Origin of the sequence: Thiofilum sp. (assembly GCF_016711335.1) — a bacterium.
Classification (GTDB): Bacteria; Pseudomonadota; Gammaproteobacteria; order Thiotrichales; family Thiotrichaceae; genus Thiofilum.
This window is the reverse complement of the sequence record NZ_JADJTF010000001.1, coordinates 1068411-1091481: the sequence shown is the minus strand read 5'-3', so window position 1 is coordinate 1091481 and position 23071 is coordinate 1068411. Positions and strand designations below refer to the sequence as shown.

The window sequence follows — 23071 nt, the reverse complement described above, 5'->3', positions numbered from 1 at the left end:
TACATGCTCAAACTAGATCGTCAACTCATTGCGGAACGCAAAGCTAAATTAGAGGAAACCAAAGCTACCCTCAAGCAACATTTTGTCGGTATCGATAAGATCATTGATGATCTGATTGATTATATTCAGGTGTGGTACTTAATCCCTGAACTACTCAAGCGCCCTGTGATTGTGAATCTCTGGGGGATGACGGGAGTAGGTAAAACCGATTTGGTACGTAAATTGGTAAAAAGTCTGCACTTCCAAGATCGCTTTGTGGAAGTGGAGCTATCCAATGTGGACGAAACCCTGTGGCACTCTTCTGTCTCTTCAGTGCTTGATAGTCATGAGCTACACGATGGTAAACCCGCCATTGTGTTATTTGATGAAATTCAGCGTTTTAATACGATTGATACCGATGGCAAACCTTTAGGGCAAACTAAATTCATGGATTTTTGGGAATTGCTCTCGGATGGGCGTTTATCCAAAAAACATCGGGATAATTTAGATAACTTCCTCATGGGCTATTTCCAACGCCGTAAAGAGAATCAACGTAAACGCAGTAAAGGCGAAGAAGTCGAGGAAGAAACCGTTTACCTAAGTATGTGGGAAGCACTGGAGCTACGCAAAGCACTAAGCCTAGATCTCAGCGTAGAAGACTTAATGGATATGACCGAAGATGAAATGTTCGATCTCATTATGTCGGCTAAGCGTCAAAAAGCGATCTACGAACCGATTAATCATTCTAAGACTTTAATATTAATTTCAGGAAACTTAGATGATGCTTTCCATATGGCGACTCAAGCAGCTGAGGCGGATGTGGATGCGGATATTTTCCACGCCTTTACCACCAAAGTAACGCTCATGGATGTCAAAGAAGCGTTGATGAATAAATTCCGCCCTGAACAAGTAGCACGGTTTGGTAATATTCATTTGATCTATCCGAGCTTAAGAAAACAAGACTTTGAGGTATTGATCCAACGTGAGATTGAGCGTGTTTGCCGTGAAACATTTGAGCATACTGGCGTACAACTCACCCTTGATGACAGTATTGCGCGGCTGATTTATCGTAATGGGGTCTTTCCGGTGCAAGGGGTGCGTCCTGTCTTTTCTAGTGTGACTGACATTTTGGAAATGAATTTATCCAAAATGCTATTGCATGCACTCACCCATGAAGAAACGACGATTCATCTCAATTTCAATGAAGCTGAGCAAAAAATTGAGGCTAAGGTAGGCGAGACAGACTTTTCCTATGCGTACTCAGGGCGTATTGATAAAATCCGCCAAACTAATCAACAAGCCGCTGTGGCTAATATTAGTGTGCATGAGTCGGGACATGCCGTGGTATATATGGTGTTATTCGGTTTAGTGCCTTTACAATTGCAAAGTAAAGTAGCGAGTAGCTATTCCGGTGGCTTTACCTTCCCGCATCAAATCCATCGTACTAAACGCAGTATGCTGGATATGATTAAGGTTTACCTCGCGGGTGGCTTAGCTGAAGAGATTGTGTTTGGCACTTTCAATGCCTCTACAGGTCGGGAAAATGACCGTGAACAAGCGACGGTATTAGCGTTAGACTATGTGCGTAAATACGGTTTTGATGATGAGTTTCAGGCGACTTATACCCTTGATCATCATGCTTATATGATGAATCGGGATGTAACCGATATGGATGTGGAAAAAATGATGATGCGTTTAGTGAGTGAAACGCGCGAGTTATTAAGTCGTCATATTCTTCTGCTACAAAGCTTGTCTATGCAATTGACGCAAAAAGGGCAATTGGAAAGCAGTCATACCGCTGAACTTGCGGCTCAGTATGGGTTAGTGGTAGAGGTTAAACCAGAAGGACATTTACATATCCCCGCCTATGATAAGCAGTTAGACGCAGTACGAGTAAATTAAACGATTGAGTGTTACTACCTGACTATGAATGAAGCGATTTTGACGGCACTAGCCGAAGTACTCGAACAACGTAAAGGCGCGGATAAAGACAGCTCTTACGTTGCCTCGCTGTACCATAAAGGCTTAGATAGTATCTTAAAGAAAATTGGTGAAGAGGCCACAGAAACCGTGATGGCCGCGAAAGACGGTGTGCCCGATAAGATTGTGTATGAAGTAGCCGATTTATGGTTTCATACCTTAGTATTATTAGCACAACAAAACTTACATCCCGATGCTGTACTAGCTGAATTAGCGCGTCGGTTTGGTTTATCGGGTTTGGTTGAAAAAAGCCATCGTACCCCTCATTAAAAGGATCGCAACATGCATTTCAGTCCCTTACAACTGGTTCTTATTTTAGTCATCGTCATTTTGCTGTTTGGCACGAAAAAGCTACGCAATATGGGGGGCGATTTAGGCGAGGCTTTTAAAAATTTCCGCCGCGCTGTCAAAGATGGTGATGAGGCTAAAAAAGACGAGCAACCCACTGAAACCGCTACTAATCAATTACCCCCTCAAACCCCTCACGCTGATGGGCGTGTGATTGAAGGTCAAGCGACTCAAAAAGACAAAGTGTCCTAAATAAGGCTAGACCATGTTTGAAAGCAGTTTCCTCGAAATGCTGGTGATTGGCGTGGTAGCGCTTTTAGTCATTGGCCCTGAACGTTTACCTACGGTGGCTCGCACGATTGGGGGCTGGATTGGGCGTATCAGACGTTTTGTGGCCACCACTAAAGCGGATATTGAGCATGAACTCCGTGCCGATGAACTACGCGAAATGCTTAATAAGCAAGAAGAGGAGCTGCGCAATTTAAAAATCATGATGAGCGAGAAAACAGCCGAGGTACGTAAGGAATTAGAACCACATGACAAACCCTGAACCCTCTTCTCCCGCTCATTTATTGGGTGGTTTTTTAGAGCATTTAGTTGAGCTGCGTGACCGTTTATTACGTATCGTCATTGTCGTGGGTGCAGTATTTATTTGCCTCACCCCTTTTGCTCAAGATTTATATAATATTCTTTCCGCCCCGCTGATCCAACATTTACCCCAAGGCGAAAAGCTAATTGCGGTAGGGGTGGCTTCACCTTTTTTAATCCCTTTTAAGCTAGCTTTGCTGGTCGCTTTTTTAGTGACTCTCCCTTATACCTTTTACCAAATCTGGGGATTTATCGCCCCCGGCTTATATCAGCATGAAAAGCGCTTAGTCACGCCGCTTTTAGTGTCTAGCGTATCCTTATTTTATATTGGTATTGCCTTCGCCTACTTTGTGGTAATCCCCATGATTGCACGCGCGGCGGTGGCCTTTGCACCGAGTAATGTTAATCCCGCACCTGATATAGCAAGTTATTTAGATTTTACCGTTGCGATGTTTCTAGCGTTTGGGCTGAGCTTTGAAACACCTGTTGCCACCATTTTACTGATTGGTATGGGGGTGGTGAGTGTTGAGACGCTGATAAAAGCACGTCCCTATATTATTGTGGGGGCATTCGTGATTGCTATGTTCCTCACCCCACCCGATGTAGTGTCACAGATTCTAATGGCAGTGCCGATTTGGATGTTGTTTGAATTAGGCTTAGTACTTAGCCGTGTCTTCAACAAGCATATTGCACGTTTCAAAGTGGAAAAAGACCAGTTTGAACAAGCCACCACAACGCAAACTACGGCTAGTGAAGCTACTGACTCAAGTACTAATACCGTCCTCGCTACGGCTGGAGTTGCTGCAGCTACTACCGCTGCAACGACTTTATGGGAAGATGATCAATACTTAGTACAAGATGCTAATCCTAGTAGTGCTCCGGAATCCTCTGCTAACGCAGCAGCCGATGAAGATAGCTTCAAACCCTTAACTGATGAAGAAATGGAAGCAGAATTCGCCCGCATCGAAGCCGAACAAGCTAAGTTAGAGGCTGACTATGACGCGCGTAATGCTAACCCTGATGATTTAGATAAAACCTAAGCAGAACTATGAACACCGTACCACGTCGTAAAACCTTATTAATTATTCTCGATGGCTTTGGAGTCAATCCCAGCAAAAAATATAATGCTGTCTATGAAGCTAATACTCCTAAGCTAGACCAATACTTTGGTAAATACCCGCATACCACTCTGCAAGCGTCAGGGCGAGCAGTAGGTTTACCTGATGGGCAAATGGGTAATTCTGAAGTGGGACATTTAACCTTAGGCTGTGGTTCGATTCTCAAGCAGGACTTGGTACGCATTGATGATGCCGTTGAGGACGGAAGTCTTGCTAAAAATGATGCCCTACTGACAGCACTCAATTATGCCAAACTCGAAAATCGTCCTTTGCATTTAATTGGCTTAGTCTCGGATGGGGGCGTACATAGTCATATTAATCACCTCATAGCACTGTTGAAGATTTGCCAAGCAAATGGTGTCACCGCTTCCGTACATGCTATTACAGATGGACGCGATACGGCTCCCAAAGCTGCCTTAGGTTTTATTCAACGTTTAGAAACTGAACTGGCTAAAACGGGCGGTGTACTCTCTACGATCACGGGGCGTTTTTATGCTATGGATCGGGATAAACGTTGGGAGCGCGTGCAAGTCGCTTGGGGCGGTTTAGTGCGCGGTGTGGGTGTACCGGTACAGTCAGGTACGGCAGCCATTGAAGATGCCTATGCGGTGGATGAAACCGATGAATTCATTAAGCCGCGTATTGTAAACGGGGCAAAACTGATTCAAAGCGCTGATCCGGTTTTATTCTTTAATTTCCGCAATGATCGCCCGCGTGAAACCTCAGAAGCCTTAGCCAGTGTTGAATTTAAGCATTTTGAGCGCGGCGACTTCCAACCCGTTAAATTAGTCACGATGACGCTTTATGATAATCAATTGCCTGCTCTGGTTATGTATCAACCAGAGCGTGCTAGCACTAATCTAGCCGATGTGATTAGCCAAGCAGGGCTAAAACAGTTTCATTGTTCTGAAACCGAAAAATACGCGCATGTCACCTTCTTCTTTAATAGCGGTAAAGAAGAGCCTTATGCCGGTGAGGAACGCTTAGTTATTCCTTCGCCTAAGGTCGAAACCTATGATCTTAAGCCTGAAATGAGTGCACCTGAAGTCGCTGACGCGGTGTGTGCGGCATTAGATCAAGGTGAGCATAGTTTTATTGTGGTCAATTTTGCTAATGGCGATATGGTAGGGCATACCGCTGTGGGTAATGCTGTGATTAAAGCGGTAGAAGCGCTCGATAAAGAGGTGGGACGCGTATTAGATTGCGCCGTGAAAAACGACTACTCTGTGGTCTTAACGGCGGATCATGGCAATTGTGATGAGTATATCGATCCGCTCACTGGTGAACCTAATACCCAACATACGGTTTACCCCGTACCCTGCTTAGTGATTGATAAACTTCACTGGCGTTTATCTACCAGTGGTGGTTTGAGCAATATTGCCGGAACGGTTTTACAACTCATGGGCTTAGAACAACCAGCCGCTATTCAAGGACGCAGTTTATTATTAGAGCCTGTTACAGGTGGTCTTGCTGCTTATCAATAAGCCTTAGGACTTACGCATTGACGAAGCAGCCCGGTTTGTGTCAGGAATAAGTTTTTCCCGCGACCTAAAAGCCAATGATAAGAAGGCTCACACGCCCACCGACTGCTAATTGCACCCTGCCCATGTATATGGGGTTTCTGATGAGTGAACCGACATCAAGCACTTGCACCCGCCTGTCGGAAGTGATGGGCATCTCGCATGACAGCGTAAACCGCTTCCTGTTGAGGGAGGCGTATGAGCCGCGTGACCTGTTCAATGAAGCATCGCGGCTGCTGAACTTGGTGGGCGGGACATTGAGTGTGGATGACAGCACGCTGGACAAACCCTATAGCCAGCATATGGACCTGGTGGGGCACTTCTGGTCAGGCAAGCACCATCGGGTGGTGAAGGGGCTGAATCTGATCACGTTGTATTACAGCGATCCACAAGGGCGCAGCCTGCCGGTCAACTACCGGGTGTATGATAAGGCTGAAGGCAAGACCAAAAATGATTATTTCCTCGACATGCTGGAGGAAGTCTTGGCATGGGGGCTGCAACCCGCTTTTATGACCGGGGATAGCTGGTATTCCTGTGTGGGCAACCTCAAGACGGTAAGAAACCACCGTATGGGGTTCCTGTTCGCCGTGGAAAGTAACCGCCGGGTATCCACCGAAAAGGGGGCATGGATGCAGGTGCAGAAACTGGACATCCCCCCCGACGGGCTGAGGGTCTGGTTACGCGAATTTGGTGAGGTGAGGCTGTTTCGGACGCAGTTAAAAGACCAGCTGCGCCATTACGTGGTTTTCCTCCCGGATACCAACGCCTATGACGCCTTCCAGCCAGCGGATTTCCAGACTCTGCATGACCAACATTGGCAGATTGAGCAATACCACCGCCTGATCAAGCAAGTCTGCCATATCGAGAAATTTCAGGTGCGCGGCAAAGTCCCGATACGCAACCATGTCTTTGCTGCCCTGTGCAGCTACGTCCACCTGCAACAGATGCAGTTTGTGGCCATCATCAGTAACGCCTACCAATGGCAACGTAACTTGTACACGGATGCTGTGGCTGCTTTTGTCAACAACTTCATGCAAGGCAAGCAGCACCTTAATCCACAATTTCAGGCCGCCGTCAATGCGTAAGTCCTAAGCCTGTTAAAACCTCGTCTATCGGTTAATTCAGCGTATCTTAGTCAAGCCAGCTAAGATACGCCCTAACCCAATTTTACCAAAATAAGAATAATAACGAGGTTGCTATGAGACTCTTGTGGTTGTCTCTGTGGAGTGTTGCTTTTCTAACGCTGACTGCTTGCAGTAATACCATTCCTGCTGTCGGCACTCATAAAACTCAAATGCCTATGAATGCTAATGCTGTGGGCGCTGCTTATCCTAGTGCTGATCCGCCCCGCTATATGCCTGTTGCGCCTGCTTTTAATCCGCCACAGTTTTACCGAACTGCTTATAGTCCTGCTAGCTATTAAATTTTAAGTGTACCGGTACACTTAAAATCGACGGTGGCACTAAAAACTCAGATACGTATAATCAAGCCTCCAATAATAATGTGAAGGAATGAACATGAGGCCCAGCGGACGTAACCCTGATGCTTTACGCACGGTACGCTTTACGCGCCATTATACTTGCCATGCTGAAGGGGCGGTATTGGTCGAGTTTGGTAATACTAAAGTACTGTGTACGGCCAGCGTGGAAGAGCGGATTCCTTCGTTTTTAAAAGGCAAAGGACAAGGTTGGATTACCGCCGAATACGGTATGCTACCCCGCGCGACCTCAACCCGTACCCAACGTGAAGCCGCAAAGGGCAAACAAAGCGGACGCACCATGGAAATCCAACGCTTGATTGGGCGTGCCTTGCGTTCCATCGTCAACTTAGAAGCCTTAGGTGAAGTGCAGATCACCATTGACTGCGATGTATTGCAAGCCGATGGTGGTACACGTACTGCATCGATTAGTGGTGCGTATGTTGCCTTATGTGATGCCATTCAAAAACTAATGAGCAACGGTAAAGTCAAAACCAACCCATTACATGGTCAGATTGCCTCCGTGTCAGTCGGTATTTTCTCTGGTGTTCCGGTATTAGATTTAGATTACGCCGAGGACTCTAATGCTGAAACCGATATGAATGTGGTGATGAACGAAGCAGGGCAATTCATTGAAATTCAAGGCACGGCTGAGGGGCATGCATTCCGTCGTGATGAATTAGATACTTTATTAGCGCTCGCAGAGAAAGGCATACAAGAGATTATGCAGCTCCAACGCGAGGCTTTAGAGCAATGAGTACTAAAACCGTAGTACTCGCCTCTAATAATCAAGGCAAAGTGCGCGAATTTGCTGCTTTGCTGGCTGATTTTGGCTATGAGGTCATTAATCAAGGACAGCTCCATGTGCCTGAAGCGCAAGAAACAGGCTTAAGCTTTATTGAAAATGCCCTGTTGAAAGCACGTCATGCCTCACGCCTAACAGGTTTGCCTGCATTAGCTGATGATTCGGGTTTAGTCGTCCATGCACTCAAGGGTGCACCGGGCATTTACTCGGCTCGTTTTGCAGGCACACCGACGAATGATGCGGCTAATAATGCCAAATTACTCCAAGCGCTAGCGGATGTACCCACAGAACAACGTACTGCACACTTTCATTGTTGCCTAGCATGGGTTGATCATGCTGATGATCCTACGCCTCTTATTGCTGAAGCACGTTGGCAGGGAAGAATTCTAACTGCACCTCAAGGCAATCAGGGCTTTGGATATGATCCCTTATTTTATGTGCCAGAGCATGATTGCACCGCCGCTCAAATGGATAAGGCTCTTAAAAATCAACTGAGTCACCGTGCTCAAGCACTTAACCTCCTCAAACAACGCCTCCAGTCTTTATGCTAATTATTCTAGATCGTGATGGAGTTATTAATCATGACTCCGATTTTTATATTAAGAGTGTGGATGAGTGGCAGCCAATTGAGGGTAGTATTGAAGCGATTGCTGCGCTTAAACAGGCAGGTCATAGCGTAGCGGTTGCAACTAATCAATCAGGCTTAGCACGCGGCTACTACACGCTCGGCACTCTCAACGCTATGCACGCCAAAATGCAGCAACTACTGCAACCTTTTAATACTCAAGTAGATTATATTGCCTACTGTCCTCATGGTCCTGATGATGTTTGTTCATGCCGTAAGCCTTTGACAGGTATGTTAGAGGCTATTGCCCAGCAGTTTAATTCACCTAAGGCTGAAATCATGATGATTGGCGATTCGATCAGTGATTATCAAGCTGCTAGTGCTTTTGGTATTGAGTATCTGCAAGTGCTAACGGGTAAAGGGGAGCGAACGGTAGCCAGTGGTAAGTTACCTAGTCATATTAAAATCTACTCAGACCTCAGGGTAGCCGTTCAAGCATTGCTTTCCTAGCCCAGCCACTAATCCACCTTGTTTCACATGAAACCTAATGGTGCTGCGCAATGTGAAAATTTTACTATTAGCTAATTGCTGAAAAACACTGCACTTTAACCTGAAATAAAGTATAAATATTAATAGATGCTTATCCCCACGGCATCGATCTTATGGGTATCCGCTTTAATCACCAGTCAATAGGCTTAGGTTGCCAAGAAAAGCATTAGGCTTTGCTTTTGGGTTGGTTAGCGTAGCGCTATAGCATCCAATACAGCGCTTACTATTACTAGAGGTAGTGGTCATGAGTGTTCCTGATATTATTCACGAAGTCATAAAATGGATGAGTGAGCACAGCGGTCTTATCTTGGTAATTATATTAACGCTAGCCGTTATCTATGCCATTTGGGAGGATGGTTATGAGCGTGGCAGAAGAGTGGGGTATCGTGCAGGGTTTATTAATGGCATTGCACATGACATCCAAACCAACGCTATTCCCAATAGTAATGATACGTTTATTCATGAAGCTCAGCGGAATCTACTAGCACAACGAGACCGCAACCGTCCCTATGACACTGATGACATGCCATGAGTCAATCCACTTATATTGCCATTATTGGTCTCTTGGTATTGTGGATTATTTATCTTGCTGAACCCAGACCACCCTATACGCCTGCTAACTTTACCATCACTTTGCATGAGAACTGCCTACAAGCGCACCGTGTAGAGTTTGGTGAAACACCTTGGAGTATTGCACATTATTACGTGCGCTCAGGCTATGAATATTGGTGGATTACGCTTATGAATGACTACTCATTTATTGACCCGTATGATCAACGTATTTATCCCGGACAGTATATCTGCGTGTATTGGTTATATGCTCCTCGTATTATTTGGTATGACGACCGTGAAGCCATCACTCTTTGGCGTTAAACACTTCTTTTTCGCTCTTTGCCCACTAAAAACCGCTATAATCCCTTGAGCTTTTTTTTCTCAAGGTAGATTTATGACCACTGTAGGCTTAACCTTACGTTCAACCGTATTTTGGATAGGATTTGCACTTAGCATACTGGTATATAGCCTATTATCACCGATCCAATTTTTATTACCCGAAAAAATCAACCGTAAAATCGTGCGCTCCTGGGGGGTATTAAACCTCTGGTGGCTCAAAGTTACGTGTAATCTCACCTATCAAATTCAAGGTTTGGAAAACCTACCCAAACAAGCCGTTGTCATTATGGCTAATCATCAGTCCACCTTTGAAACACTGATCCTACCTCAGTTATTTGGGCGTGTGACTTGGGTACTCAAACGCGAACTGCTTTTTATTCCCTTTTTTGGTTGGGGGCTGATTCATACCAAGCCTATTGCGATTAATCGTAAAGATGGGCGTTCCTCAGTGGCTCAAATCAAGCAAGTGGGTAAGGAAAAATTAGCCGAGGGCATTTCGATTGCTATCTTTCCCGAAGGCACACGCATTGGTGCGACTGAACACGTACCTTATAAAGCAGGGGGCGGGATTTTAGCCACCTATGCAGAAGTACCTGTCGTACCTATTGCTCACAATGCAGGTTTTTTCTGGCCACGTCATAGTTTTATTAAATATCCGGGCGTGGTTACGGTCAGTATTGGTCCACTGATTGAAACTCAAGGTTTAAGCGCTACTGAAGTAACTAAAAAAACGCAAGACTGGATTGAAGCTGAGCGTCAACGCTTACCACGCTCAAGGTAAGCATTGACCGCAATCACTTCATCACCTAAGCGAGCCAATCCCTAGCCGGAAGAAAATCGGTATATAGCTTAGCTTCTAAGCTATTAGGCTCAGGTTGCCAGTTATAGCGCCATTTTACCAAGGGCGGTAACGACATTAAAATCGACTCGGTGCGCCCTCCGGTTTGCAAACCAAAGATCGTGCCGCGATCATACACCAGATTAAACTCTACATAGCGCCCACGGCGGTAGAGTTGAAAATCGCGGTGTTGCTCGGTGTAAGGCGTGTCTTTACGACGGTTTACAATGGGGCGATAGGCTTTAATGTAGTGGTCGCCCACACTGCGCATAAAGGCAAAGGATGTTTCAAAATCCCACTCGTTCAAATCATCAAAAAATAAACCACCTACACCGCGTGCTTCTTGGCGATGCTTTAAATAAAAGTACTCGTCACACCATTTTTTAAAGCGCGGATAAACCTCAGCGCCAAAAGGATCACACGCCGCTTTTGCCGTTTGATGCCATTCGCGGCAATCGTCTTCATTACCATAATAGGGGGTTAAGTCAAAGCCACCACCAAACCACCACACCGGATCAGCGCCTGCTTTTTCAGCCATAAAAAAGCGCACATTGGCATGTGAGGTGGGCACAAAGGGGTTATTAGGGTGAATAACCAGTGATACGCCCATTGCTTGGAAGCTGCGACCTGCGAGTTCGGGACGATGGGCAGTGGCGGAGGCGGGAAGTTGCGTGCCAAAAACATGGGAAAAGTTGACACCGCCTTGTTCAAAGACCGCGCCATTGGTTAGTACGCGGCTACGTCCGCCACCACCTGCGGGACGATCCCATGCGTCTTCTTGGAAGGAGGCTGCGCCATCTTCGGCGCTGAGTTGGGCACAAATATCATCTTGCAAGGCGAGTAGGTAGTGTTTGACCGCTGCAATATCGGGTTGACTCATGATCGGATACTCAAAATCGGGCTATCAGGAAATTGGGGTATCTTAGCGCAGATGGTGAGTGGTGGCTAAGGTTTGAGTAATGGGGTGTAAAAGTTTAGATTTAATCTGACGTTCAATTTTTTAAAGTCAATCAAAAAAGATAATGATCAGCATGAACCAGAGCGCCAAAATAATAGATCTCTTTCATAAATCAAATATTAAGCAACTCCCGGTTGTACAGACCTACGCTTAAATTAAACCGTAACAGTAATAGTTTGCGTCGGTTGCTGCGGTAGCGGGTACTGGGTATTTTAAAGACTTTCAAGGCGGCAAAGGTATGCTCAATCGGTATCCGCCGACGGTTAATTTCACAATTCAGCTTTTTTGTTCGGGGACTAACGCGTGTCCTTTGGTTTCTTGAAGGGGATTAACGCCTTAAACGATAGGCGGTGAAGCCTTGATAGCTCCTTATCCATGACGAAGTATGGACGATACGCCATCGCTCACACCAGTACTTAAGCGTGTTTAATTTAACACTGTTATAAAATCCGATGAGCGTAGATAATCATCCTAACCACTCAACGAGAAGGACAACATGAGCCACGAATCCATCATGCAATGGGGTATGGAGCGCCGTATCGACTTCATCGAGTATTTGCTCTACTGGGACGGTAAGGTGAATCGTAAAGACATTACCCAGTTTTTTGGGGTATCCACGCCGCAAGCGTCCGCTGACATTAAGCGCTATCAAGAACTAGCGCCTGATAATATTGAGTACGATAAAAGCCGTAAATGCTATTTAGCCTCACTTCAGTTTGAGCCTAAATTCATTAAACCCAATGCAGAGCGCTATTTAGAGCAACTCTTAAGTGATCAGCAAACGCCCGACACCTTATTGCATGTACGTAATTTGGATCATGGCACTTTACCTAATATCAAACGCTCGATTGATGCGGATACCGTGCGCCATATTGTGCAGGCGATTCGTGAGCGCCAAGCTATTGAAATTAAATACCAATCGTTTAGCCAACCTAACCCTAGTTGGCGTTGGATCATGCCGCATGCTTTAGGTTTTGCAGACAAGCGTTGGCATTGCCGGAGTTATTGCGAGAATAATCAGGATTTTAGGGATTTTGTTTTGTCGCGTATTTTAGAGATTCGCCATCATAAACCGTGCGAAATTAATATTGCCCACGATTATGAATGGCATGCGCTGGTGACTTTAGAACTAAGTCCCAATCCCAAGCTCAGTGAGGAACAACGACACGCCGTAGAGCGCGATTATGGTATGGATAATGGTAAACTACAGGTGCAAATGAAAGCTGCATTAGTGCATTATTTTATGCAGGCTTATAATCTCAATGCTGAGGAGCCGCTCGAAAAGCAAGAGTTAGCGTTAGTCAATAGAGAGCAAGTTAAAGCCGTTCAACAGCGTCTCCGCCCAGAAAAGCCCTAAGCTATTAAATACTTAGTGAGAAAGAAAGCGACTACTCCGCCAACAATCGTTAATAAAGGTTGCTGGCGTACTAAACCCAACACAAAAGCCACTAAGCCACCGACTAACCAAGGACTGGTAAAGCTTAAATCCCATTCTTTGTTCGGCATTAATACCATCGGCATTACAATCGCCCCTAGTACAGATACCGGAACAAAACGCAAAGCTTGCTCTATCCAAGGCGGCAAAATCACTTTTTCTGCACGCGCATACAAAACAAAGCGCACCCCAAAAGTGACGATAAACATACCTCCAATAATCCACACTAAGTCCATGTTTTAGCCTTTATCTTGTATTTGATGCTGCAAGTATTCAGTCAACATCCCCATACTCACCCCCACTAATGCCGCAATCAGCAGACCTAGATTATTGGGCAAATGGACTAAAGCTAAGGCGGTAAAACTCGCCCCGATTAATGCGCCCCAATAAGGTAAAGTTTTTAAATAGGGGGTAATAATGCCAATAAAGGTCGCTACCATAGCAAACTCTAAACCCCAGTTACTGAGATCTGGAATTTGACTACCGACAAAATAGCCCAACAAGGTCGTGGCATTCCACATGCTATACATGGCGACTATAGAACCTAGATAAGCCCAATGTCCGTTTTGCTCATCCAAACGCCCATTGGCATAATAGGGTTTCACGGCTGCATAGGTTTCATCCGTTAAACCAAAGGCTAATAATGCCCGCCAGCCTAGAGGCAAATGGCGCACATGCTTTAATAAATCAGCGGCATATAAAAAATGACGTAAATTGACAATAAAAGTCGTCGATACAATCACCCATACCGGCGCACTTACCGCTATTAAACCAATCGCAATGAATTGCGAGGAGCCAGCAAACACTAGGGCGGATAGCGCCACCGCTAACCACACACTAAAACCCGATGTCGCCACTAATGACCCGAATATAATGCCAAAAGGGACACCCCCTAAAATCATCGGAGCAGAGACTAATGCTCCGAAACGAAATGCAGCCCCTCTAGTCATTAAATACGCTCCCAAGTCGCTGCATAACGCCAATAGCCCACCGGTAAACTAGACAAAGGAATACGTCCTAAACGTAAACGTTTTAGGCTTAGAGGTTGGACATTGATTAATTTAAATAACTCTTCCACTTGTCCTAAATGTGCCCCCTTAATCGCTACCCGTAGATAGTTTTCGCTTTGCCAGCTAACTTTATGGCGTGGCACGGAATGAGAACGCGTCGAACCTGTTTGTAAAATGCGCATTTGTGCGGTAGATAACGCTTCACTAATCTCGACTAGATACTCATGCTCAATACGCTCACGGTCAAAATTCACCTTACGAATAATACGTGCATCTTGGCTAAATAAAGCTAAGCCACTGGCTTGAGTTTCTAAGGGCAATAGGGGTTCTTGTTTTCTAAAGTGACGTTTTAAAATCACATTTTGTGTCACATGCGTAATCCAGCGCGTAGTAGGATTTAAATAACGCTCACTGGCTAGCTCCTCCATACTCACTCCTGCTGCTTTATGTACTAATAAAGTGACGGGTTGAGAAGGTGTGAGCTGTGCATTGGGGGCTAATTGTACTTTTTGGGTGGTAATCCGAAAATAAGGTTCTTCTACTACTTTGCCATCTACAGTGACCCAGCCACCCTCAATATATTGCTCAGATTGGTTACGTGAGCAACCGACTAATTGCATGACGACTTTTGAAAGGCGAACCGCTGTAACTGTGCTTAAAGAGGTAAGGGTGTCATTAGCTGAAGTTGGTATCGTTTTAGGCATCATTCATTTCCAGTCGCCCTATGGGACTTTTGCAGCCTGTTTGCGGGGCGTGTTACTGTGCGGCATTAGAAAAAAGGAGGTTTTAGCTAACATGCCACACCCATTACTGAAGCGCAAATATTGGATATTCGATATGGACGGAACCCTGACCTTGGCGCAGCATGATTTTATCGCTATTCGCCATGCTTTAGGGCTACCCGCCCATCAAACGATTTTAGAAAGTCTTGCTGAGCTGCCCGATGAGGAAGCTGCACCTAAACGCGCTCAATTACAGGCCATTGAATTAGAAATTGCCAGCCAAGCCCAAGCTGCCGAGGGTGCTCATGAATTACTTGCTTACTTACATACTCAACAAGCCCAAATGGGTATTTTAACCCGCAATAGTCTGCAAAATATTGAAGTCACTTTGAGAGCGGCAGGATTATGGGATTACTTTAGCGTGGATAATTTAGTCAGTCGTGACTGTGTGCCCCCCAAACCTCATCCTGCGGGCATTGAGCGCCTACTGACTCAGTGGCAAGGTTTAGCTCAGGAGGCAGTGATGGTGGGTGACTATTTATACGACCTACAAGCTGGACGTGCAGCCCAGACCAGCACCATTTATATTGACCCTAGTAGTAAATTTAATCATCGCGCCTATGCTGATGTATGCATTAGCCAACTACATGAATTATTAAGCTAAGTAGTTTACCGCCAAACTGTGCACAAATTCACAATGCTCCCAAACATAATGACATATGCTTAAACTATCTGCTATTCATAGGATTCTGATCATGCGCACCTTAACTTTAGTCTTAGCCGCCGCACTGAGCTTAGTGACTCATGCTGCTCAAGCGGCTCCGTTTAATGTGTATACCGTCAATGCTAGTGATGGTCTGAATCTACGAGCTGAACCAAGTGCCAATGCTGAAATACGCTATAACTTTCCCAAAGGCACACAAGTCATCAGTAATGGCACTGAAAAAAAGGTGGGTAGTGCTACATGGGTGCAAGTGCATTTTTATAATTTTGAGGGTTGGGTCAATAAAAAATATCTCACACCCACTATGAATTTAAATCGTTTGGGGGCGACAACCTCAAAAGCTACCGAGCGCTTACAATGTAGTGGGACTGAGCCATTTTGGGGTTTTAAATTCAATGGCAAAACGGTACAGGGCGAGAGTATGAAAGATGATACTAAGTACCGTACGACAGTCACTAAACGCTCCGCTACTCGTGATCAAACAACTACAGTAGTTGAGGCAGGTAAATTAGCCTTTCTAATTCAGAAAACTGGTCAGTGCTCAGATGGTATGTCAGATATAGTTTATCCCTATGCAGTCGAAGTCATGTTGCCGAATAAAACCTTTTTGAGTGGCTGCTGCCGCTAGTTTTAGAGTCAGTGAGATATTATTGCTTTGCTGACTCTATGTGGCTCTTGTAAGTACTTGAACCAAAGTAATCCTGCATTTCCTCCGCAGACGCTATCAATACGTCCGTGTACGCTTTAAGGCGGCTTCCCTGCCGCCAAGACTGCTCCAGCAACACACGATTACTTTTAGCTAGACACTTAGCACACTACTAAACTTCATTCTGCTCGACTAAAATAAGGCTACTACCGCTAGCACTATCCCAATAATCGCTAATACCCCAATCGCTATAATCGACAACACCCCTAAAACTAAGGAAAACGGATTCATCAAAGTCGCTAAGCCCACATAAGAACCTAATAACCCTCTAGCCTCTGTCAATGCCGAGCCAATCGACCATAAACCCTTAGCAGAACCTAAAAAACCTACCTTTTTAATATTGCCCGCTTTGACCTCATTCACGGTATCGACCAAAGTACTCTTAGCGTCGCCCACCATATTATTCACAATATTAGGTAAGTCTTTTAGCTCTTCCAACGACCACCAAAAGCGCAAAATAATCAATAAAGGAATCGCACCAATAATCACCACTACCGCTGCAATGCCTAAACTAAATCCTTTAATACCCACTAGCCATACGGCAATCCATGCAAGCATCGCTACACCAATAATGAGTGCCCAGCGTAATTTACTCGCTATGCCATAAACGAGAGGCAGCACTTTCTGGAATAAGCCAATAAGCTGTTGCACATTGCTAGGCGAGTTGGCAGGCGTATTGGTATTAGGGGGAGTTACTTCTGACATATTAATCCTTTGAGGTAATAACCTTCTGGAAAGGCTAAGCGCGTCGGGTGATCGGTAGCTTGATCCATTTTGCGAATAATACGCCCTTCACATCCCGCATCGACTGCCGCATCCGCTACAATTTTTTGGAATAAATTACTGTCCATTAGCCCTGAACACGAGAAAGTAAAGAGCAAGCCATTCGGACGTAATAACTTAAAGCCTAGTAGATTAATATCTTTATAGCCTCGTGCTGCCTTTTCCAATTGATTTTTATTTTCGGCAAACTTAGGCGGATCAAGTACCACTATATCAAACTGTCGCCCCTCATCTCGATATTGGCGTAACAGCTTAAATACGTCCGCATTAATATTGTCCATCTGCTCGGCGTTAAAACCATTCAGCTCAGCCGATTGAGCCGCTAACTCTAAAGCGGGCTGAGAGGCATCAATATTAATAGCTTGTTTTGCCCCCCCTTTTAAAGCGGCAATCGCAAAACCTCCGGTATAGGAAAAACAATTCAGTACCGTTTTATCCTGAGCATAGGCTTGGAGTAAGGAACGATTATCGCGTTGATCTAAATAAAATCCGGTTTTGTGTCCATTGAGCACATCCACACGGTAATAGCGTCCTTCCTCAACAATATCAATGTGAGCGGGAGGCTTTTCACCGCGCAGCACACCCACGACGGGATCTAAGCCTTCTTTATGGCGCACCTCAACATCGGAGCGCTCGTAAACCCCTTTACAGTGCAATTCGGTGAGTAATACATCGGCTAGCATATATTTCCAACGCTCAGCCCCAGCGGTTAAAGCTTGCATAATCAGCCAATCACCCACTACATCCACCGTAAAGCCGGGCAAACCATCCGACTCAGCATTGATTAAGCGGTAGGCAGTATTACGTTCAGGAATACCTAAAGCTTTACGATAATCCAACGCTGCTCGTACTTTGGCATGAAAAAAAGCTTCATCTAATTCGCACACCGTAAACGACCACATGCGTACCTGAATCTGCGACTCCGGCGACCAAGCCCCCATACCGAGTACTTGCCCCTCAGCACTTTCGACTAATACAGTATCGCCTAATTGTGGTTTACCATTGACCTTATGAATAGCACCGGAAAATACCCAAGGGTGATGGGCGCGAATATTTTTATCCCGTTTGGGTTTGAGAATGACTTGAGCAACCATGCTGCCTACTTGTATTGGGAATAGAAAACAATAATGACACCTTCACTCAATTCAAAGTGTTGGTGTATTACTGGAGAGGTCTTGTCGGCATGGATGCCGACTTGTAGCGTACAGGGATGTATTTACAGCGACCTCGGAAGTAATACATCAATACTTTGAATCAGTAGCCTAGTCTAACGCTATAACAACCATTCTGCTAAAGGCTCAATCACAGGACTGACCGTTATTTCCACAGCATCTTGTCCGGGGATAGCATACCGACACAATACCTCAGATAAATGCTTACCCTGACTATAGCGAGCCGTTAATTGCGCTGCGAGCCGAATATCGTCCTCAGTAATATGCTGCCCATCTAATAAGGTCAAAGGTCCTGAGCAGCTCACCGTCTTGATCCAAATAAATTGCTTTTTATAGCCTTCGAGAAAATTAGTCTCGCCTTCTTCACGCGAAATAATCATTTTAAAATGTGGACGCGGACGCACATGTCGCCCGATTTTCAACAGCATAATATCGTCTAATTCATAATCCCGATTCGGACGATGCGCAAATAAATCTTTAATTTTGGCAGAGTAATTAACATCCGTAAGAAAACAACAGCCACCCGCAGGCTGGGCATATTCTTCAATACCCCATTGTTGGGCTAAAGCCATTTGTGGCTTACGGCTACGCCCACTAAAAGCAAATAGTTTATCTCGATCAATCCAGCCTTCCCGTTCTGGCAAAGTGGCTGGCAACTTTTGCGCACATAAGGGGCGTACAATTCGATCCTCAGCGCCCGACTCTTGAGCAATAATTGGCATAGTAAACATACGCTGTGACATAGGACGTTGCCCAGCTACTTCACCCGTAATAATGAAGTCAAAGCCGTTTTGCTCCATCCACTCATGCGCCTTTTTGACCATGAAAATTTTGCAATCAAGGCAAGGGTTCATCTGTGCGCCATAGCCGTGCTTAGGATTGAGTACGACCTGCTTATATTCCTCCACAATATCAATGATATGCAGTTTAATACCGAGCTGCTCGGCGACCCAAAGCGAATTATTACGTTTGACTTTATCAGCATTGGGGCGGCGAATAGCGTGGGTATGTCCCTCCACACAAAAGCCTGTGAAAAAGTTAATCCCTTCAACATGAATACCTTGCTCAAGAATAGCTTTGGTTGCCAACATGGAATCGAGACCGCCAGAGATCAGTGCGACGGCTTTGCGTGGTTGCGCCATAATTTATACTACAAACTAAATTCAATAATCAGCAGCGATTATACGCGATTAGACTGTAATACGGGTATGGAATCTAATAACTTTGCCCCCTAATCCCCACTCTCACACCATTCTTCACTTAGCTCCCTTCAAGTGGCTACGCCGCACCTATAAGTTGCAGTATAATCCCTGCCCATTCATGGCAAACAATGATCATACCAACATGGCAAATTACGACCTTTCAACCTTTCAAGGGCTGATCCAAGCACTGCAAGCCTACTGGGCGGCGCACGGCTGTGTGATTGTCCAACCTTATGATATGGAAATGGGCGCAGGCACGTTTCATCCTTCGACATTCTTACGTGCAGTAGGACCTGAGCCTTGGCGAGCAGCTTATGTGCAACCTTCACGCCGTCCAACCGATGGTCGCTATGGTGAAAACCCTAATCGTCTCCAGCACTATTATCAGTTCCAAGTGATCCTCAAACCCTCACCTGACAATATTCAAGAGCTGTATTTAGGCTCGCTCAAAATGTTGGGCTTTGATCCACTGGAGCACGATATTCGCTTTGTCGAAGATAACTGGGAATCGCCTACACTAGGCGCTTGGGGCTTAGGTTGGGAAATTTGGCTCAACGGTATGGAAGTCACTCAATTTACCTACTTCCAACAAGTCGGTGGTTTAGATTGCCGTCCGGTATCGGGTGAAATTACTTATGGTTTGGAACGTCTTGCTATGTATATGCAAGGGGTAGAAAGTGTGTATGACCTCGTATGGGCAAAAGGCCCTCAGGGTATTGTCACCTATGGCGATGTATATCATCAAAACGAAGTGGAACAGTCCACCTACAACTTTGAACACGCCAATGTCGAAGCACTATTTAATCAATTCAATGTGTGTGAACAAGAAAGCCAACGCTTGATTGAATTAGGTTTAGCCCTCCCTGCCTATGAGCAAATGCTTAAAGCGTCACACACCTTCAATCTACTCGATGCGCGTAAAGCGATTTCAGTCACGGAGCGTCAACGTTTTATTTTACGAGTACGAACTTTAGCTCGTGCAGTGGCAGAAGGTTATTACGCGACTCGTGAAAAATTAGGCTTTCCTATGCTGCAAAATACTAACCCAGAGGCGGTATAACTCATGGATTTATTAGTCGAAATTGGTACAGAAGAGTTACCGCCAAAAGCTCTACCTAGCCTATCCGAAGCCTTCACTCAAGGCATTATTCAAGGCTTTAGCGATGCTGGTCTAACTGCCGAGCAAATAACTCCTTATGCAGCACCGCGTCGTTTAGCTGTATGGGTGAAAGGCATTGCCACACAACAACCGGATCAAGTGATTGAAAAACGCGGTCCAGCCTTACAAGCTGCTTTTGACAAAGAAGGTAAACCCAGCAAAGCAGCCGAAGGGTTTGCACGTTCCTGTGGTGTGGTATTTGAGCAATTAGAGCGTTTAGAAACCGATAAAGGCTCATGGTTAGTATTCAAACAACATCAAGCGGGTCAACAAACTAAAGATTTACTCCCCGCCATTGTTGAAAAATCATTAGCGGCACTACCCATCCCAAAACGCATGCGTTGGGGCGCAGGTTCGGCAGAGTTTGTGCGTCCGATTCATTGGATTGTGATGCTCGCCGATAGCGAAGTGATTCCCGCCGAAATTTTAAGTATTAAAACGGGTAATCAATCACGCGGTCATCGTTTCCATCATCCAGACCTAGTGACGATTACCGCACCTAGTACTTACGCTGAGCAATTAAAAGCGGCTTATGTCTGGGTTGATTTTGCCGAGCGTCGCGCCAATATTAGCCGCCAAGTACTGGCTATTGCTCAATCGTTTGGTGCAAAAGCGATTATGCCTGAAAGCCTTTTGGATGAAGTGACCGCACTGGTGGAGTACCCTAATGCTATCGTGGGTAAGTTCGAGGAGCGTTTCCTCTCCGTGCCGCAAGAAGCCTTGATCGACACCATGCAGGGCAATCAAAAGTACTTCGGTCTAACCGATGACAACGGCAAATTGCTTCCTTCCTTTATTACCATTAGCAATATTAAAAGCTCCAATCCTGAGAGTGTGAGTCGCGGCAATGAGCGCGTGATTCGACCACGCTTTACCGATGCGGCGTTTTTCTGGGAGCAGGATAAAAAGCACAAACTCGAATCGCGTCGTGACAAACTCAAAACCGTCGTATTCCAACAGCAACTCGGTACTTTGTTGGATAAATCGACTCGTGTAGCACAACTCGCTCAAGTGATTGCCCAACAATTGGGCGCTGATAGTCAACTGGCAGTACGTGCCGCCGAGCTGGGCAAATGTGATCTAATGACCAATATGGTATTCGAGTTCACTGATTTGCAAGGGATTATGGGTACTTACTATGCGCGTCTCGATGGCGAGCCTGAGGAAGTAGCGCTGGCACTTAATGAGCAATATCAACCCCGCTTTGCTGGTGATGAGCTACCTAGTACTCAAACCGGACGTATTTTAGCACTGGCGGAGCGTATTGATACGCTGGTGGGAATTTTTGCCATTGGACAAAAACCTACAGGTACAAAAGACCCGTTTAGTTTACGTCGTGCGGCGGTGGGTGTATTGCGGATTATTATTGAGCAACGTTTACCACTCGATTTAGTGCAATTATTGGATGTAGCGGCTGAAAATCTAACGAGTACTTTAGGCAAAAAACCTAATATTGACGAAGTACGTGATTATATTTTTGAACGCCTACGTGCTTATTACCAAGAGCAAGGTATTAATGCGGAATTAGTTGAATCGGTTGCCGCATTAAAACCCTCGCAACCCTTAGATTTTGATCATCGCGTAAAAGCGGTTGCAGCGTTTAAAGGTTTACCTGAAGCAGACAGTTTAGCAGCGGCGAATAAACGGATTTCTAATATTCTACGTAAAGTCGAAACGTCTATTCCTGCAACAGTTAATACGGAGCTATTAATATTACCTGCCGAGCAAGTGCTATTTAAAGCAGTAGCCGAGCAGCAGCAAATTGTGCAACCCTTGTTTGCTCAAGGCGACTATGAAAAAGCTTTGACCTCATTAGCAGCATTACGCGCACCTGTGGATCAATTCTTTGATGATGTGATGGTCATGGATGAGAATATGCAGCTACGTGATAATCGTTTGGCATTGTTGAATCAGTTGCGCGGGTTGTTCCTGCAAGTAGCGGATTTATCGGTGTTGTAACACCACTCCTGCTTAAGTATTTGAAAGAAAAATCGGAAAGTTCGGTTTTTCTTTCAAATCATGCCTAGAATCCATATGTGCGTTAAAACAACTCACTGTGCGAGCCAATTCGGGCTAATTGTAATTGCCCTTCAAACACTCGATAAATCAATACCAAATCAGGTTTTATATGGCAATCACGAAAACCTAGCCAGTTACCTGTTAGGGGGTGATCGACATTTTTCTCATCTAAAGTTTCGCCTGCTTGTAATTTTGAAATAATACGCCCTACTTCAATAATATCAGGGATAGACATTTTAGTTATTTTCTTAAAATCCTTTTTGAATTGCGTTGAATACTCAAGGCTATACATGCTTGACCTTACCTTCAGTCAACTCATTTAGCATTGCATCCACAGACTCTACCTTATGTCCTTGACCATCAGCTAATTCCTGAATAGCGGCTGCGGTTTTTCTATTAGGTTGCCGTACCCTCAATTCAAACGGAATACCACCATGATTAATCACGGCACAAGCAAACAACTTGATAGCCTGTGAAGGACTTAAACCTATTGCCTCACAAATCGTAGTAAAGGCTACTTTTGTATCATGATCGATACGAGTACTTAACATTTCGCTACTCATATTTAATCCTTTTGCATCAT

The 23071-nt window shown here is 45.2% G+C and carries 28 protein-coding genes; 19 read left to right on the top strand and 9 right to left on the bottom strand.

The annotated features are described in order from the left end of the window. The first annotated feature begins 3 nt into the window (after positions 1–3). The 14 genes from IPL34_RS05195 (at position 4) to IPL34_RS05130 (ending at position 10541) form a co-directional block, all read left to right on the top strand. Positions 4–1881, top strand: a complete 1878-nt coding sequence (locus tag IPL34_RS05195) for an AAA family ATPase (protein ID WP_296838715.1) — start codon at positions 4–6, stop codon at positions 1879–1881. Between the two features lie 24 nt (positions 1882–1905). Continuing rightward, positions 1906–2229 (top strand): phosphoribosyl-ATP diphosphatase, encoded by a 324-nt coding sequence (locus IPL34_RS05190; protein WP_296838712.1) that lies wholly within the window; start codon positions 1906–1908, stop codon positions 2227–2229. A 12-nt stretch (positions 2230–2241) separates the two neighbouring features. Further along, positions 2242–2499, top strand: a complete 258-nt coding sequence (gene tatA, locus IPL34_RS05185) for a twin-arginine translocase TatA/TatE family subunit (protein ID WP_296838709.1) — start codon at positions 2242–2244, stop codon at positions 2497–2499. Positions 2500–2512: 13 nt separating this feature from the next. Beyond that, positions 2513–2797, top strand: a complete 285-nt coding sequence (gene tatB / locus IPL34_RS05180) for a Sec-independent protein translocase protein TatB (RefSeq protein ID WP_296838707.1) — start codon at positions 2513–2515, stop codon at positions 2795–2797. Further along, positions 2784–3875 carry a twin-arginine translocase subunit TatC gene (tatC, locus tag IPL34_RS05175; RefSeq protein WP_296838704.1) on the top strand — a complete coding sequence of 364 codons (1092 nt, stop codon included), beginning with the start codon at positions 2784–2786 and terminating at the stop codon, positions 3873–3875. The genes tatB and tatC overlap by 14 nt, the downstream gene beginning before the upstream one ends. An 8-nt stretch (positions 3876–3883) precedes the next feature. Next, entirely contained in the window at positions 3884–5437 is a 1554-nt protein-coding gene (gpmI, locus tag IPL34_RS05170; protein WP_296838702.1) for a 2,3-bisphosphoglycerate-independent phosphoglycerate mutase, read from the top strand. A 77-nt stretch (positions 5438–5514) separates the two neighbouring features. Further along, on the top strand, positions 5515–6558 hold the full coding sequence (locus IPL34_RS05165) for a transposase (protein ID WP_296843039.1): 1044 nt from the start codon (positions 5515–5517) through the stop codon (positions 6556–6558). A 113-nt stretch (positions 6559–6671) separates the two neighbouring features. After that, complete coding sequence (locus tag IPL34_RS05160; protein WP_296838701.1) at positions 6672–6896, top strand: hypothetical protein; 225 nt, start codon at positions 6672–6674, stop codon at positions 6894–6896. Between the two features lie 94 nt (positions 6897–6990). Continuing rightward, a complete protein-coding gene (rph, locus tag IPL34_RS05155) occupies positions 6991–7707 on the top strand; it encodes a ribonuclease PH (protein ID WP_296838698.1) in 717 nt (238 codons plus the stop codon). Then, positions 7704–8306 (top strand): XTP/dITP diphosphatase, encoded by a 603-nt coding sequence (locus tag IPL34_RS05150; protein ID WP_296838695.1) that lies wholly within the window; start codon positions 7704–7706, stop codon positions 8304–8306. The genes rph and IPL34_RS05150 overlap by 4 nt, the downstream gene beginning before the upstream one ends. Beyond that, positions 8300–8830 (top strand): D-glycero-beta-D-manno-heptose 1,7-bisphosphate 7-phosphatase, encoded by a 531-nt coding sequence (gene gmhB / locus IPL34_RS05145; protein ID WP_296838694.1) that lies wholly within the window; start codon positions 8300–8302, stop codon positions 8828–8830. The genes IPL34_RS05150 and gmhB overlap by 7 nt, the downstream gene beginning before the upstream one ends. Before the next feature lie 283 nt (positions 8831–9113). After that, positions 9114–9401: a hypothetical protein gene (locus tag IPL34_RS05140; RefSeq protein WP_296838693.1), complete on the top strand. Its 288-nt coding sequence runs from the start codon at positions 9114–9116 to the stop codon at positions 9399–9401. Then, entirely contained in the window at positions 9398–9742 is a 345-nt protein-coding gene (locus tag IPL34_RS05135) for a LysM peptidoglycan-binding domain-containing protein (protein WP_296838691.1), read from the top strand. Before IPL34_RS05140 ends, IPL34_RS05135 begins: the two co-directional genes overlap by 4 nt. Before the next feature lie 73 nt (positions 9743–9815). After that, a complete protein-coding gene (locus IPL34_RS05130) occupies positions 9816–10541 on the top strand; it encodes a 1-acyl-sn-glycerol-3-phosphate acyltransferase (RefSeq protein WP_296838689.1) in 726 nt (241 codons plus the stop codon). Positions 10542–10566: 25 nt separating this feature from the next. Here IPL34_RS05130 and hemF read toward each other — a convergent pair whose 3' ends face one another. Further along, positions 10567–11478, bottom strand: a complete 912-nt coding sequence (hemF, locus tag IPL34_RS05125; protein ID WP_296838687.1) for an oxygen-dependent coproporphyrinogen oxidase — start codon at positions 11476–11478, stop codon at positions 10567–10569. Positions 11479–12052: 574 nt separating this feature from the next. Between hemF and IPL34_RS05120 the strand changes: the two genes are divergently transcribed. Next, complete coding sequence (locus IPL34_RS05120) at positions 12053–12913, top strand: WYL domain-containing protein (protein ID WP_296838685.1); 861 nt, start codon at positions 12053–12055, stop codon at positions 12911–12913. Here IPL34_RS05120 and IPL34_RS05115 read toward each other — a convergent pair. Genes IPL34_RS05115 through IPL34_RS05105 form a run of 3 tightly spaced genes read right to left on the bottom strand, consistent with a single transcriptional unit; the run spans position 12910 to position 14708 of the window. Beyond that, a complete protein-coding gene (locus IPL34_RS05115) occupies positions 12910–13227 on the bottom strand; it encodes an AzlD domain-containing protein (protein ID WP_296838682.1) in 318 nt (105 codons plus the stop codon). The genes IPL34_RS05120 and IPL34_RS05115 overlap by 4 nt on opposite strands. 3 nt (positions 13228–13230) lie before the next feature. Then, entirely contained in the window at positions 13231–13941 is a 711-nt protein-coding gene (locus tag IPL34_RS05110) for an AzlC family ABC transporter permease (RefSeq protein WP_296838679.1), read from the bottom strand. After that, positions 13941–14708, bottom strand: coding sequence for an RNA pseudouridine synthase (locus tag IPL34_RS05105; RefSeq protein ID WP_296838675.1), 768 nt, complete (start codon positions 14706–14708; stop codon positions 13941–13943). Before IPL34_RS05105 ends, IPL34_RS05110 begins: the two co-directional genes overlap by 1 nt. A gap of 88 nt (positions 14709–14796) precedes the next feature. On the opposite strand from IPL34_RS05105, the gene IPL34_RS05100 reads away from it, so the two are divergent. Continuing rightward, positions 14797–15387, top strand: a complete 591-nt coding sequence (locus IPL34_RS05100) for an HAD family hydrolase (protein WP_296838672.1) — start codon at positions 14797–14799, stop codon at positions 15385–15387. A 91-nt stretch (positions 15388–15478) separates the two neighbouring features. Continuing rightward, positions 15479–16075: an SH3 domain-containing protein gene (locus tag IPL34_RS05095; RefSeq protein ID WP_296838669.1), complete on the top strand. Its 597-nt coding sequence runs from the start codon at positions 15479–15481 to the stop codon at positions 16073–16075. A gap of 210 nt (positions 16076–16285) precedes the next feature. Here the strand turns inward: IPL34_RS05095 and IPL34_RS05090 are convergent, their stop codons facing one another. The 3 genes from IPL34_RS05090 to IPL34_RS05080 all read right to left on the bottom strand — a co-directional run bounded on the left by IPL34_RS05090 (position 16286) and on the right by IPL34_RS05080 (position 19250). Next, the gene (locus IPL34_RS05090; protein ID WP_296838666.1) at positions 16286–16858 is read right to left on the bottom strand and encodes a hypothetical protein; all 573 of its coding nucleotides are present in this window, start codon (positions 16856–16858) and stop codon (positions 16286–16288) included. After that, positions 16846–18030: a class I SAM-dependent methyltransferase gene (locus IPL34_RS05085; protein ID WP_296838664.1), complete on the bottom strand. Its 1185-nt coding sequence runs from the start codon at positions 18028–18030 to the stop codon at positions 16846–16848. Before IPL34_RS05085 ends, IPL34_RS05090 begins: the two co-directional genes overlap by 13 nt. Before the next feature lie 179 nt (positions 18031–18209). Then, positions 18210–19250, bottom strand: coding sequence for a tRNA (5-methylaminomethyl-2-thiouridylate)-methyltransferase (locus tag IPL34_RS05080; protein WP_296838661.1), 1041 nt, complete (start codon positions 19248–19250; stop codon positions 18210–18212). Between the two features lie 202 nt (positions 19251–19452). Between IPL34_RS05080 and glyQ the strand changes: the two genes are divergently transcribed. Both glyQ and glyS read left to right on the top strand, forming a co-directional pair. Further along, complete coding sequence (gene glyQ / locus IPL34_RS05075; protein ID WP_296838659.1) at positions 19453–20370, top strand: glycine--tRNA ligase subunit alpha; 918 nt, start codon at positions 19453–19455, stop codon at positions 20368–20370. A gap of 3 nt (positions 20371–20373) precedes the next feature. After that, positions 20374–22428, top strand: coding sequence for a glycine--tRNA ligase subunit beta (gene glyS, locus IPL34_RS05070; RefSeq protein ID WP_296838657.1), 2055 nt, complete (start codon positions 20374–20376; stop codon positions 22426–22428). Positions 22429–22510: 82 nt separating this feature from the next. Here glyS and IPL34_RS05065 read toward each other — a convergent pair whose 3' ends face one another. Further along, positions 22511–22780 carry a type II toxin-antitoxin system YafQ family toxin gene (locus tag IPL34_RS05065; protein WP_296838654.1) on the bottom strand — a complete coding sequence of 90 codons (270 nt, stop codon included), beginning with the start codon at positions 22778–22780 and terminating at the stop codon, positions 22511–22513. Next, positions 22773–23051, bottom strand: a complete 279-nt coding sequence (locus tag IPL34_RS05060) for a type II toxin-antitoxin system RelB/DinJ family antitoxin (protein WP_296838652.1) — start codon at positions 23049–23051, stop codon at positions 22773–22775. The genes IPL34_RS05065 and IPL34_RS05060 overlap by 8 nt, the downstream gene beginning before the upstream one ends. Positions 23052–23071 lie beyond the last annotated feature (20 nt).

Coding starts and splice junctions, on each gene's coding strand:
- IPL34_RS05085 (WP_296838664.1), bottom strand. CDS start 18,030: ATGGTTGCTCAAGTCATTCTCAAACCCAAACGGGATAAAAATATTCGC.
- gmhB (WP_296838694.1), top strand. CDS start 8,300: ATGCTAATTATTCTAGATCGTGATGGAGTTATTAATCATGACTCCGAT.
- IPL34_RS05115 (WP_296838682.1), bottom strand. CDS start 13,227: ATGGACTTAGTGTGGATTATTGGAGGTATGTTTATCGTCACTTTTGGG.
- IPL34_RS05080 (WP_296838661.1), bottom strand. CDS start 19,250: ATGGCGCAACCACGCAAAGCCGTCGCACTGATCTCTGGCGGTCTCGAT.
- IPL34_RS05190 (WP_296838712.1), top strand. CDS start 1,906: ATGAATGAAGCGATTTTGACGGCACTAGCCGAAGTACTCGAACAACGT.
- glyQ (WP_296838659.1), top strand. CDS start 19,453: ATGGCAAATTACGACCTTTCAACCTTTCAAGGGCTGATCCAAGCACTG.
- rph (WP_296838698.1), top strand. CDS start 6,991: ATGAGGCCCAGCGGACGTAACCCTGATGCTTTACGCACGGTACGCTTT.
- gpmI (WP_296838702.1), top strand. CDS start 3,884: ATGAACACCGTACCACGTCGTAAAACCTTATTAATTATTCTCGATGGC.
- IPL34_RS05100 (WP_296838672.1), top strand. CDS start 14,797: ATGCCACACCCATTACTGAAGCGCAAATATTGGATATTCGATATGGAC.
- IPL34_RS05120 (WP_296838685.1), top strand. CDS start 12,053: ATGAGCCACGAATCCATCATGCAATGGGGTATGGAGCGCCGTATCGAC.
- hemF (WP_296838687.1), bottom strand. CDS start 11,478: ATGAGTCAACCCGATATTGCAGCGGTCAAACACTACCTACTCGCCTTG.
- tatC (WP_296838704.1), top strand. CDS start 2,784: ATGACAAACCCTGAACCCTCTTCTCCCGCTCATTTATTGGGTGGTTTT.
- IPL34_RS05130 (WP_296838689.1), top strand. CDS start 9,816: ATGACCACTGTAGGCTTAACCTTACGTTCAACCGTATTTTGGATAGGA.
- IPL34_RS05110 (WP_296838679.1), bottom strand. CDS start 13,941: ATGACTAGAGGGGCTGCATTTCGTTTCGGAGCATTAGTCTCTGCTCCG.
- glyS (WP_296838657.1), top strand. CDS start 20,374: ATGGATTTATTAGTCGAAATTGGTACAGAAGAGTTACCGCCAAAAGCT.
- IPL34_RS05060 (WP_296838652.1), bottom strand. CDS start 23,051: ATGAGTAGCGAAATGTTAAGTACTCGTATCGATCATGATACAAAAGTA.
- IPL34_RS05095 (WP_296838669.1), top strand. CDS start 15,479: ATGCGCACCTTAACTTTAGTCTTAGCCGCCGCACTGAGCTTAGTGACT.
- tatB (WP_296838707.1), top strand. CDS start 2,513: ATGTTTGAAAGCAGTTTCCTCGAAATGCTGGTGATTGGCGTGGTAGCG.
- IPL34_RS05135 (WP_296838691.1), top strand. CDS start 9,398: ATGAGTCAATCCACTTATATTGCCATTATTGGTCTCTTGGTATTGTGG.
- IPL34_RS05160 (WP_296838701.1), top strand. CDS start 6,672: ATGAGACTCTTGTGGTTGTCTCTGTGGAGTGTTGCTTTTCTAACGCTG.
- IPL34_RS05065 (WP_296838654.1), bottom strand. CDS start 22,780: ATGTATAGCCTTGAGTATTCAACGCAATTCAAAAAGGATTTTAAGAAA.
- IPL34_RS05195 (WP_296838715.1), top strand. CDS start 4: ATGCTCAAACTAGATCGTCAACTCATTGCGGAACGCAAAGCTAAATTA.
- tatA (WP_296838709.1), top strand. CDS start 2,242: ATGCATTTCAGTCCCTTACAACTGGTTCTTATTTTAGTCATCGTCATT.
- IPL34_RS05150 (WP_296838695.1), top strand. CDS start 7,704: ATGAGTACTAAAACCGTAGTACTCGCCTCTAATAATCAAGGCAAAGTG.
- IPL34_RS05105 (WP_296838675.1), bottom strand. CDS start 14,708: ATGATGCCTAAAACGATACCAACTTCAGCTAATGACACCCTTACCTCT.
- IPL34_RS05090 (WP_296838666.1), bottom strand. CDS start 16,858: ATGTCAGAAGTAACTCCCCCTAATACCAATACGCCTGCCAACTCGCCT.
- IPL34_RS05140 (WP_296838693.1), top strand. CDS start 9,114: ATGAGTGTTCCTGATATTATTCACGAAGTCATAAAATGGATGAGTGAG.